The following is a 9,637-nucleotide window of genomic DNA, read 5'->3' on the forward strand; positions in this document are numbered from 1 at the left end:
CAGACGCCCCCGGGCGTCCACCAGATGAGGAACCGATCGTGACGTCGCCGCAGCAGCCGCAGCCCCACTACGCCTCCGCCGCTCCTCCCAGCGCCGGACCTTCGGCTCCAGCCACCTCCGTGCCGGGGCGCGGCCTAGGCATCGCCGGGTTCGTCACGGCGTTCTTGGTCTCCCCGGTGGGGCTGGTCCTCTCGATCATCGCGCTGGTGCAGTCACGCAAGGCCGGGCACAAGAACGGCCTTGCCCTGGCCGGCGTGATCGTGAGCGTGCTCGTCACGATCGGCTGGGTCGTCGTCATCATCGTGACCGTCTCCTTGGCTGCGGAGCTCCTCGAGACCTGTCGCGACCTCGGTCCGGGCACGCACGTCGTCGGAGGCGCCACGTACACCTGCTCGTGATCGGCTCAGACCGAGGCGGCTCACCTGGCGGGTGAGGCGCCACCCGGACAGCGAGACGCCCCCGCGATGTGGAATTCGCGGGGGCGTCTCGATCCGCTGTCTCATTCGGATCCCGCCGACGCTCTCGCGCCGGAAGTCTGCCTCCATCCTACCGTCCGGCCCCGCGTCGCCCGACCCCCGCGTGCGGGCTCACCGATCGACGGCGTCCCGCACGGAGTCATAGCTGGCCCGCAGGATTTCGGCGGAGCGGGCGTACTGGGCGAGCTCGTCGTCGTCGAGGTAGAGGTGCACGAGCTCTCGCACGCCCGCGCGGCCGACCACCACGGGGACGCCGATGTACAGGTCGCGGATCTGGTAGGCGTCCTCGACGTGCGCGGACACCGGGAGGATGACGTTCTCGTCGCGCAGGATCGCGGTGGTGACGCGCGCCAGCCCGCCCGCGACCCCATAGCTCGTGTTGCCCTTGCCGCGGAAGATGTCGAACCCGATCTCGCGCACCCGGCGATCGAGCTCGTCGAACGGCGCGATGCCGTACGCGCCGGCGTTGTGGCGCATCCACTCGCGGATCGGCAGCGACCCGATCGACACGTTCGACCACGCGGTGAACGCCGACTCGCCATGCTCGCCGAGCACGTAGCCGTGCACGTTCGCGGGATGCAGGTCCAGGTAGTCGGCCAGGATCGTGCGCATCCGGCTCGTCTCGACGAGCGTGCCGGTGCCGATGACGCGCGACGGCGGCAGGCCCGACGCCGCGGCGACCACCCGGGTGAGCACGTCCACGGGGTTGGACACGACGAGGAAGATCCCGTCGAAGCCCGACTCCATGACCGAGCGCGTGATCGACGTCATGACCGAGACGTTCTTGCCCAGCAGCCGCAGGCGGTCGAAGTCGCCGTCGAGCACGGCGGCCGGCGCGTTCGCGGTGATCGCGACGATGTCGGCGTCGGCGCAGTCGGCGTAGTCGGCCGCGTAGATCTTCTTCGCGGCGACGGGCGCGTAGGGGACGGCGTGGCGCAGGTCGAGGGCGTCCGCGTGGGCCTTGGCCCGGTCCAGGTCGATGATGCCGATCTCGTCGGCGATGTCGAGCGTGATGAGCGAGTGCGCATACGCGGACCCGACAGCGCCGTCGCCGACGATCATGACCTTCTTGGTGCGTGAGGGGGCGGCGATCATGACGTCACGGTACCCACGCCGCCGCCCGCGCACCCGCGTCAAGGCCGACGCCAGGCCTCCGAGTCCTCGTCGTACTCCCACACGTGCGCCCGGTCGCCGCCCGCACCGGCCGACGCGCCCGACGCGCCCGACGCGCCCGTGAGCCAGAACGTGGCGTCCGGGTCCCATCCGGCCAGCACCGAGGCGACGCCGTCGGCGACCGGGACGGCGCGGCCCGCCGTCGTCAGGTAGCCGGCCACGCTCAGGTGCACGCCGTCGCACTCGCGGGCGAGCGCGGCCCAGTCCGGCTGAACCCACTCCCCCTGCCCGCGCCCGGTGGTGCGGTACCAGTCGTGGCGGCGCGAGGCGGTCACCTCCAAGGGGTGGCGGCGGCACAGGTCGGCCCACGCGGCCGGGCCGTCGACCTCGAGCACACGCGCACCCGGGTCGACCGCGACCGCGCGCACCTCGGCCCGTCGCCAGCCGGCTGAGTCCTCGACGAGCCACAGGCCCACCGGCCCGCGCGCGCCCAGGTCGCGCGTCGTGCGCGGGGTCAACCAGGGCGGTGTCGACCACCATGCGCCGGAGAGGTTCGCCGTCGGGTCCGTCGGGCGGTCGCGACGTGCCGCGGCCTCGCCCGCGACGACGTCGGCGCGCCAGGCGTCGAGCTCGGCGACGCCGCCGTCGCGCGCGCTGCGCGGGCCATCGGCGTCGTGCCAGACGACGGACCGCTGCGTCGACCGGTCGACCGGCTCCGACCACCAGGCGATGTGGGGCGAGGTGGCGATGAGCTCGGCGACCGGCGTGAGCGCGTCGCGGACGCGGGGCGTCGCGGCCAGCACATCCTCGCCGTCGGGCTCCTGCCAGTACCGGGCGCTCGCCATCGCGTGATCGAACGCGCCCATCAGGTCGGGCTCTCGCAACGCGGGCCAGCGCGCCGTCGCGAGCGCCGTGGCGACGTCGTCCGCCGACGCCGTCGGCGGGTCGCCGCCGCCAGGCGCGAGGGAGAACATCACGCGCGAGGCGCCCGCGCCGGGGTCGAGCGCGTAGGAGGCGTAGAACGCGGCCGCGCGCACGTCGGGGTTGAGCGCTGTGGCGACCTCCAGGCACAGGCGGCGCCCGCGCGGCCCGGCCAGGAGCGAGGTCGCGCCGAGGGCGCCGGCCGCGGTCATGGTCCGCAGGCTACCGCCAGGACTGGGCGGCCGAGGCCGAGACGCCACGGCTCATGGACGGCCCACGGGGTAGTCTGCGCGGTCGTGACCAGCACGTGGACCTTCGAGGAGATCGCCGACGACGACGTGGCGCAGGTCGTGGCCCTGTGGCACGCCTGCGACCTGACGCGTCCGTGGAACGACCCGCATCTCGATATCGCGGACGCGCGCGCGAATCCGGCCTCGACGGTCCTGGTCGCACGCGACGCGAGCGGCGTCGTCGCGTCCGTGATGGCCGCCTATGACGGGCACCGCGGTTGGCTGTACTACGTCGCCGTCTCCCCCGACCTGCGGGGCGCCGGGCTCGGCCGCGCCGCGGTCGAGGCCGGCGAGGCATGGCTGCGCGCGGCGGGGGCGCGCAAGACGCAGCTCATGGTCCGCACCACCAACGACCAGGCGGTCGGGTTCTACGAGCGTCTGGGCTACGCGGACCAGTCGACCACCGTGCTCGGCCGCTGGCTCTGACCGGGCGGCGCAAGGTCACGACGGGTCGGCCCGCGGGCCCGTCAGCAGTGGCAGCACGACCTCGTCGAGGATCTCCGCGATGGTCTCGTCGGGCACGGGCCTGAGGGTCAGGAGCGCCTCGCCGCGGAACAGGTCGAAAGCGGCCGACTTGACCCGAGGGGTCAGCCGCGCCGGGTCAACCTCGCCGCGCGCGACGGCCCTGCGGTAGATCTCCTCCGAGCGCGGCTCGCGACCTGCGATGAACGCCTCGCGCAGATCGCCCATGGCAGTCCCTGTCTCCGCGAAGTAGCCGACCAGCCGCGCGGCGATGATGACGCCAACGCGCACGCGGTTCTGGTTCGTCCAGCGCAGCAGCTCGACGAGGTCGCCGCGCAGCGTGCCCGTGTCGATCGGGTCGAAGGTCTCGCCGGCGCCGCCGTGGCGGACCGCCGCGCGGGTCAGCTCGGGCTTGGACGGCCAGCGGCGGTAGACGACGGCGCGGCTCGTGGCCGCGCGCTCGGCCACGCCCTCGTAGGTCATCGCGTCGTAGCCCTTGTCGACGAGCTCGCCCCAGGCGGCGTCGAGCAGCGCCCGCTCGAGCTCGGCGCCGCGTCGCCGGCGGGCGGGGGCGGCGTCGGGCGCCGTCGGCGACACCTCGTTAAGAGACATTGCGTTTCCTATCGGTCGAGGCTTACTCTCCGTAAGAGTCACACTGTATCCAACGGGAGTCACCAATGGTTGAGAACTCTGGCCCGCCGCCCGAGGTCAAGCGCATCACCTGGACCGTCCTGGTCGGCGGCATGGCGGTGCTGTTCGACTCGACGATCGTCGCCGTCGGCATCCACACGCTCGCGACCGACCTCGACGTCAGCCTCGCCACCATCCAGTGGGTCTCCACCGCCTACCTGCTCGCGCTCGGCGTCGCCGTGCCGCTGGTCGGCTGGGCCCAGCGCGCCCTCGGGTCCAAACGGCTCTGGATGGCCGCGCTCGCGCTGTTCCTGCTCGGCTCGGTGCTGTGCAGCCTGGCGTGGGACGCCACGAGCCTCATCGCGTTCCGCGCCGTCCAGGGTCTGGCCGGCGGGATGCTCATGCCGCTCATGACGACGATGGTCATGCAGGCCGCGCGCGGCCAGAACCTCGGCAAGCTCGCCGTGACGATCGGACTGCCCGTCGCGCTCGGCCCGATCGTCGGCCCCGTGCTCGGCGGCCTCATCCTGCAGTACCTGCACTGGTCGTGGATGTTCTGGGTCAACGTCCCGTTCTGCGTGGCCGGGCTGATCCTGGCCTGGCGCGTGCTGCCGCGCGACCCCGCGCCGACCCGCGCCCGGCTCGACGTCGTCGGCCTGGCCCTGCTCACCCCCGGGCTGGTGAGCCTCCTGTACGGCCTGAGCAACGTCTCGCACGACGGCGGGCTCGCGCGCGCCGACGCGTGGGCGCCGGCCGGCGCCGGCGTCGCGCTCGTCGCGGCGTTCTGCCTCTGGGCGGTCCCGCGCGGCCACCGCGCGCTGGTCGACGTCGCGCTCCTGCGGCACCGGCCGCTGTGGACCAGCTCGGCGCTGATGTTCCTGTCCGGGTTCGGGCTGTTCGGCGCGATGTTCCTGCTGCCGCTGTACTTCCAGACGGTGCGGGGCCACGACGTGCTCCAGGCGGGCCTGCTGCTCATCCCCCAGGGCGTCGGGGCGCTGCTCAGCCGCGTCGCGCTCGGCAAGGTCGTCGAGCGGGTCGGCCCGCGCTGGATCACGCTGACCGCGTTCCTCGTGACGGCGGTGGCGACCGTCCCGTTCGCGTTCGCCGGCGCGATGACCAACCAGTGGTGGCTCATGGGCGTGCTGCTGGTGCGCGGGCTGGGCCTGGGCTCGGCGCTCATCCCCCTCATGGCCCACGCCTTCACGGGCCTCGCGCACGACGACGTCCCCGACGCCTCGATCGTCTCGCGGCTGCTGCAACAGCTCGGCGGGTCGTTCGGCACCGCAGTGCTGGCCACCGTGCTGGCCGGACAGGCGGCGCACGCGCACGACCTCGTCGGCGCCGCGCACGCCTTCGACCACGCCTTCTGGTGGGCCGTCGCGTTCACCCTGGTCGCCGTCGCGCTGTCCTTCCTCCTCCCCGGGCAGCCTCCCGGGCGGGCGCCACGGGCGGAGCAGGACCGCCCCGGTCAGCCGGCGCGGACGGAGCGCGCGGTCGCGCGCGCCTGAGACGTTTTCGCTCAGAGCGAAACGGGTCGAACCGGCGGATGCGTGAGGGCCGTCACCGGGTTGTGACAGTCACGACCCCGAGGAAGGCGCTCCCGATGGCTGCGTGGAACCCCGACCTGACCCTCCCCCGCTGGCTGTCGTTCGTCCAGCCGGCCCTGCAGTGGTATCAGCTGCGCCGCGACCTCACCGCGCTCACCGCCGAGGTCGACGAGCAGCGCGAGGCCGCGAGCCCGGACGCCTGCCCGGCCTCCTGAGCCTCGCGGGGCGGGCGGGTCCCGCCCCACACAACGCACCACGGGCGAGAGCGGCGCGCGACGTATCGCGCGCCGCTCTCGCCCCTCCCTTCCTCTCGGGCGTCCCTCTCGGGCGTCCCCACGACCCATGAGGGGCCGGGCAACTCCCGGCGGAGAGGAACCAGGATGACGATCGTCATGCCACCACAGGCGCGCGCGGCGCTCACCGCGGCCTGCGCCGTGCACCTGCCCGGCGACCCGGGCTACGACGCGGCCCGGACCCCGTGGAATCTGACCGTCGACCAGCGCCCGGCCGCCGTGGCCGAGCCCGCCGACGCCGCCGAGGTCGCCGCCGTCGTGCGGGCCGCTCGCGCGGTCGGGCTGCGGGTGGCGCCCCAGAGCACCGGGCACAACGCGACGCCGCTGGCCGCGCGCGGCCTCGACGACGCCGTCCTGGTGCGCCTGGGGCGGCTACGCGGCGTCGAGGTCGACCCCGTGCGGCGGGTCGCGCGCGTGCTGGGCGGCACACCCGCCATCGACGTCGTCGAGGCGGCCGCCAGGCACGGCCTCGCCGTGCTGCACGGCTCGTCACCCGACGTCGGCTTCGCGGGCCTCGCCCTCGGCGGCGGCGCGTTCCTGTACTCGCGGGCGCTGGGCCTGACGGCCAACTCCCTCGCCGCCGTCGACCTGGTGACCCCCGACGGCGATCTGCGGCGCGTCAGCGCGACCGAGCACCCGGACCTGTTCTGGGCGGTGCGCGGCGGCGGCGGAAGCTTCGGCGTCGCCACCGCGGTCGAGGCGCGACTGTTCCCGCTTGCCGACGTGCACGCTGGGCTGATGGTCTGGGACGTCTCGCGCGCCCGCGAGGTGCTGCGCGCCTGGGCACGATGGGCGCCCGGCGCCCCCGACGAGGTCACCACCACCGTGCGCCTGCTGCGCGTCCCGCCCCTGCCCGACGTGCCCGAGATGCTGCGCGGGCGCCACGTCGTCGTCCTCGACGGGGCCGTCCTGGACACCGACGAGCGCGCGGGCGACCTGCTCGCGCCCCTGCGCGCGCTCGATCCCGAGGTCGACACGTTCGCGCGCGTGCCCGCGGCCGCGGTCGCGCGCCTGCACATGGACCCCGAGGGCCCGTCGCCGTCGGTGTCCGCGTCCGCGACGCTCTCCGCGCTGCCCGACGAGGCCGTCGACGCCCTGCTGGCGGCGGTGGACCGCACACCGGGGCTCATGATGGTCGAGTTGCGCCAGCTCGGCGGCGCGCTGAGCCGGGCGGCCGACGGCGCTGGCGCCCTGGCCACCCTGCCCGGCCAATTCCTGCTGTTCGCCGTCGCGATCGCCCCCACACCACAGGACGCGACACGTGGACGGGGCGAGGCGGCCTGCGTCGTGACGGCGCTCGCGCCCTGGGAGACGGGACGGCACTACCTCGCCTTCGCCGAGAGCGCCGTCGACCCGCGCACGGGCTTCGACGCGCACGCGTGGGAGCGGTTGCTGGCGGTCCGCGCCGCGGTGGACGCCGAGCGGCGGCTGGCGGCCAACCACCCGATCGCCTGAGCAGAGCCCGCGTGCCTCAGCGCCGCCGCGCCGTCGTCGCGATCACGGCGCGGTCGACCGCCCACGCCCCGACGAGTGTGACCCCGAGCCACGGGTGACCGTGCCCCCACAGCCACGCGCCGACGACGCCGAACAACAGCGCCTCGATCCCGAACCGCACCGGCTCGGCCGGCCGGCGCCGCGCGCGCGGTGAGAGCCACGCCGCCCACGCCACGCCGATCACGATCGGCGCCATGACCGTCGCGGGCCACCGCCACCAGGCGCCGTCGGCCGCCGTCCAGGCGCTCCACGCCGCGCCCACAAGCAGCGCCACCTCGAGCGCGAGCCGCACGAGCAACGCGAGCCCGCGCACCGCGGGGCCTTCGACCTCGGACGTCGCCGGCAGGTCGGGATCAGGCTGCCCCGTCGCAGACATGCGGCGACAGTACCGCGCGGCGTCCGCAGCCGTCAGGCCTCGCCGGCGCCGCCGTGTCGGGGCGGACCTGTACGTTCTCCCCTGGCCTGCTGCGCAGGCCACAGCGCATGTCGTCGAACGGGAGGGCCGAACGAGCATGATGGGTGGGCACCACGCGGCGTCCGGGGCGGCGGCCTGGGTCGCCGTCACCGCGACGACGCCGATCGCGTTCGGCTGGTATCCGGTCTCGGACATCGGGGTCATCACGGGGGCGCTCGTGTGCGCGGGGGCCGCGCTGCTGCCCGACGCCGACCACCACGCGGGCACCATCGCCCGCTCGTTGCCGCCCGTCTCGCAGGGTGTCGCGCGCGCCATCGCCGCGGTCTCGGGCGGGCACCGCGGCGGCACCCACTCGCTCCTGGGCGTCGCCGCGTTCACGGCGATCGCCTGGGCTGTGGGCCACCTGACCCTGCGCACCGAGGCGTTCGGGGACGTCCTGGTGGGCCCGGGGATCGTGGCCGTCCTGCTCATCGCGTTCGCGCTGCGCGCGCTGCGCCTGACCGGCGAGGGGCGCTGGTGGGCGTGGCTGGCGTCGGGGTCGCTCGCGGCGCTCGTGGCCGCATACGCGCCCGAGGAGTGGTTCTGGCTGCCGTTCTGCGTCGGCCTCGGCTGCCTCGTTCACCTGATCGGCGACCTGCTCACCACTCGGGGCGTGCCCCTGCTGTGGCCGATCCGCTTCCGCTCGCCGCGCTGGGTGCGCCGCCACCGCGCCCTGCCGTTCGACGACGTCTGGCGCGCGGGCGGCAACATCGCCCTGCCCCTGCTGGGCGACGCGGGCTCGTGGCGCGAATGGCTCGTGATGACCCCGGTCAGCGTCTATGCGGTGCTCGGTGTGGGGTGGGCGACGCTCGACCTGGCGGGCGTGGACACGGCCTCGGCCTGGGACGCCGCGGCGTCGTGGGTGACGACGACGGCGGGCGGGCTGCTGGGCGTCTGAGGCCGGCGGCCGCGGGCCGGGCGTGGACGACGGGAATTCCGTCGACACCGGCCCGTGGCGCGTGCCAGCATCAGCGCACACGCGCCGCACACACATCCTTGGAGGGAGGCCGCGATGACCGCACTCGTCTACGCCTGCCTCCCGCACGCTCAGCGCTAGCCGCCGACGCTGCCGGGAAGGTCGGGCCCCGTCGCCCCACCCCTTCCTCCCGAGGAGACCCACCCATGTCCGTTCCGGACACCTTCGACACGCCCGCGCCCGGCGCCCGCTGGTCCACCTGGACCACCGTCGCCAAGGGGCAGCGCGGCCCCCGACCGCACCCCGACTGGGTCGTCACGGCGGCCGCCGCCATCGACACCGAGCTCGGCGTCCTCAAGACGGGCAAGGAGGCCGACGTCCACCTGGTCGAACGCGCCGTGCCCGGCGACCCCGACCGATGGAGCCTGCTCGCCGCCAAGCGCTACCGTGCGCGCGAGCGCCGCCAGTTCGACAGAGACTCCTCCTACACCGAGGGCCGCAGGACGCGCCGCTCCCGCGACCAGCGCGCGGCCGAGGACCGCACGTCCGCGTGGGGACGCTCGGTGCGCGCCGGCCAGTGGGCCCTGGCCGAGTTCTCGGCGCTGTGCGCTCTGTGGGAGGCGGGGGCGCCCGTGCCCTACCCCGTGCAGCTCGACGGCGTCGAGGTGCTGCTGGAGTTCATCGGCTCCCAGGACGACGACGGGGCGTGGGTCGCCGCGCCGCGGCTCGCACAGGCGCGGCCCGCGCCCGACGTCGTCGCCGGGTACTTCGAGCAGTTGCGCGATGCGATGGGCGTGTTCGCCCGGCTCGGCTGGGCGCACGGCGACCTGTCGCCGTACAACGTGCTGGCGGACGGCGACCGCCTGGTGGTCATCGACGTGCCGCAGGTGGTGGACCTCGCGGCGAGCCCGTTCGCCGTCGAGTACCTGCATCGCGACTGCGTGAACATGTGCGCGTGGTTCGGCGCGCGGGGGCTCGACGCGGACCCTGACGAGCTGTTCGCGGACGTGTACGCCCAGGCGTGGTGACGGCGGCCGGGCG

Annotated in this window: 11 protein-coding genes; 7 read left to right on the forward strand and 4 right to left on the reverse strand. The window is 74.6% G+C overall.

Annotated features, from left to right (window positions below; translation table 11 throughout):
* The first annotated feature begins 38 nt into the window (after nt 1-38).
* On the forward strand, nt 39-398 hold the full coding sequence (locus EV386_RS06920; RefSeq protein ID WP_130413559.1) for a DUF4190 domain-containing protein: 360 nt from the start codon (nt 39-41) through the stop codon (nt 396-398).
* Nucleotides 399-587: 189 nt separating this feature from the next.
* Here the strand turns inward: EV386_RS06920 and EV386_RS06925 are convergent, their stop codons facing one another.
* Both EV386_RS06925 and EV386_RS06930 read right to left on the reverse strand, forming a co-directional pair.
* Complete coding sequence (locus tag EV386_RS06925; RefSeq protein WP_130413561.1) at nt 588-1,571, reverse strand: L-lactate dehydrogenase; 984 nt, start codon at nt 1,569-1,571, stop codon at nt 588-590.
* Nucleotides 1,572-1,609: 38 nt separating this feature from the next.
* Nucleotides 1,610-2,722, reverse strand: coding sequence for a hypothetical protein (locus EV386_RS06930; RefSeq protein WP_130413563.1), 1,113 nt, complete (start codon nt 2,720-2,722; stop codon nt 1,610-1,612).
* An 84-nt stretch (nt 2,723-2,806) separates the two neighbouring features.
* Here EV386_RS06930 and EV386_RS06935 point away from each other — a divergent pair, with 84 nt between their 5' ends.
* The gene (locus EV386_RS06935; RefSeq protein WP_130413565.1) at nt 2,807-3,226 is read left to right on the forward strand and encodes a GNAT family acetyltransferase; all 420 of its coding nucleotides are present in this window, start codon (nt 2,807-2,809) and stop codon (nt 3,224-3,226) included.
* Nucleotides 3,227-3,241: 15 nt separating this feature from the next.
* On the opposite strand, the gene EV386_RS06940 is transcribed toward EV386_RS06935, so the two are convergent.
* Nucleotides 3,242-3,874 (reverse strand): TetR/AcrR family transcriptional regulator, encoded by a 633-nt coding sequence (locus EV386_RS06940; RefSeq protein ID WP_130413567.1) that lies wholly within the window; start codon nt 3,872-3,874, stop codon nt 3,242-3,244.
* A 65-nt stretch (nt 3,875-3,939) separates the two neighbouring features.
* On the opposite strand from EV386_RS06940, the gene EV386_RS06945 reads away from it, so the two are divergent.
* The 3 genes from EV386_RS06945 (at nt 3,940) to EV386_RS06950 (ending at nt 7,187) form a co-directional block, all read left to right on the forward strand.
* Nucleotides 3,940-5,400, forward strand: a complete 1,461-nt coding sequence (locus EV386_RS06945; protein WP_130413569.1) for an MDR family MFS transporter — start codon at nt 3,940-3,942, stop codon at nt 5,398-5,400.
* A gap of 95 nt (nt 5,401-5,495) precedes the next feature.
* Nucleotides 5,496-5,654, forward strand: coding sequence for a hypothetical protein (locus tag EV386_RS18265; protein ID WP_165399867.1), 159 nt, complete (start codon nt 5,496-5,498; stop codon nt 5,652-5,654).
* A 165-nt stretch (nt 5,655-5,819) separates the two neighbouring features.
* Nucleotides 5,820-7,187: an FAD-binding oxidoreductase gene (locus tag EV386_RS06950; RefSeq protein WP_130413571.1), complete on the forward strand. Its 1,368-nt coding sequence runs from the start codon at nt 5,820-5,822 to the stop codon at nt 7,185-7,187.
* 16 nt (nt 7,188-7,203) lie between these two features.
* Here EV386_RS06950 and EV386_RS18270 read toward each other — a convergent pair whose 3' ends face one another.
* The gene (locus EV386_RS18270) at nt 7,204-7,602 is read right to left on the reverse strand and encodes a YrdB family protein (RefSeq protein ID WP_165399868.1); all 399 of its coding nucleotides are present in this window, start codon (nt 7,600-7,602) and stop codon (nt 7,204-7,206) included.
* A 139-nt stretch (nt 7,603-7,741) separates the two neighbouring features.
* Here EV386_RS18270 and EV386_RS06960 point away from each other — a divergent pair, with 139 nt between their 5' ends.
* Both EV386_RS06960 and EV386_RS06965 read left to right on the forward strand, forming a co-directional pair.
* Nucleotides 7,742-8,578: a metal-dependent hydrolase gene (locus EV386_RS06960; protein WP_242607861.1), complete on the forward strand. Its 837-nt coding sequence runs from the start codon at nt 7,742-7,744 to the stop codon at nt 8,576-8,578.
* Nucleotides 8,579-8,802: 224 nt separating this feature from the next.
* Nucleotides 8,803-9,624, forward strand: a complete 822-nt coding sequence (locus EV386_RS06965) for a serine protein kinase RIO (RefSeq protein ID WP_130413577.1) — start codon at nt 8,803-8,805, stop codon at nt 9,622-9,624.
* The last annotated feature ends 13 nt before the right edge of the window (nt 9,625-9,637 follow it).

This window comes from Xylanimonas ulmi, assembly GCF_004216535.1.
Classification (GTDB): domain Bacteria; phylum Actinomycetota; class Actinomycetes; order Actinomycetales; family Cellulomonadaceae; genus Xylanimonas; species Xylanimonas ulmi.